Here is a 348-nt window from a genome sequence, read left to right on the forward strand (position 1 = left end):
GCCCTTGGTGCGGACCAGGACGCGGGTCTCGGCGAACGAGCCGTCGGGGTTGAGCGTCGTGTTGGCCTGCGCCTTGACGAAGCGGTCTTCCTCGTCGGCGGTGAGGTAGTCGATCTGGTCGGTCACCTTGCCGTCGACGACCTTGCGATAGGGCGTCTCGATGAAACCGAAGGCGTTGAGCCGGGCATAGGAGGCCAGCGCGCCGATCAGGCCGATGTTGGGGCCTTCAGGGGTCTCGATCGGGCACATCCGGCCGTAGTGGGACGGGTGCACGTCGCGGACCTCGAAGCCGGCCCGCTCACGCGACAGACCACCGGGACCCAGCGCGGACAGCCGCCTCTTGTGCGT

The 348-nt window shown here is 68.1% G+C and carries 1 pseudogene; it reads right to left on the minus strand.

From position 1 onward, the window contains the following. A pseudogene (locus AB0C16_RS41130) lies at positions 1-348 on the minus strand (DNA-directed RNA polymerase subunit beta); the annotation flags it as partial.

It is taken from the genome of Nonomuraea sp. NPDC048916 (genome assembly GCF_040649575.1).
Taxonomy (GTDB): Bacteria; Actinomycetota; Actinomycetes; order Streptosporangiales; family Streptosporangiaceae; genus Nonomuraea.